This is a genomic window from Bacillus lumedeiriae, assembly GCF_044891285.1.
GTDB lineage: Bacteria > Bacillota > Bacilli > Bacillales > Domibacillaceae > Pseudobacillus > Pseudobacillus lumedeiriae.
On the sequence record NZ_JAUIYO010000067.1, the window covers coordinates 1 to 274 of the forward strand.

A 274-nucleotide genomic window follows, 5' to 3' on the forward strand; every position below is an offset into this window, starting at 1 on the left:
ACCCTCTGCTTGTAAGGCAGATGCTCTCCCAGCTGAGCTAATCCTCCATAAATGGTGACCCCTACGGGATTCGAACCCGTGTTACCGCCGTGAAAGGGCGGTGTCTTAACCGCTTGACCAAGGGGCCGATTATACAACATTAAGAAATTTGCCTGGCAGCGTCCTACTCTCACAGGGGGAAGCCCCCAACTACCATCGGCGCTGAAGAGCTTAACTTCCGTGTTCGGTATGGGAACGGGTGTGACCTCTTCGCTATCGCCACCAGACTGTATAA

The 274-nt window shown here is 53.6% G+C and carries 1 tRNA gene and 1 rRNA gene; both read right to left on the reverse strand.

From position 1 onward, the window contains the following. Positions 1 to 52: 52 nt before the first annotated feature. Positions 53 to 127 (reverse strand) — tRNA-Glu (locus QYG89_RS17250). A gap of 23 nt (positions 128 to 150) precedes the next feature. After that, positions 151 to 266, reverse strand: a 5S ribosomal RNA gene (rrf, locus tag QYG89_RS17255). Between the last annotated feature and the right edge of the window lie 8 nt (positions 267 to 274).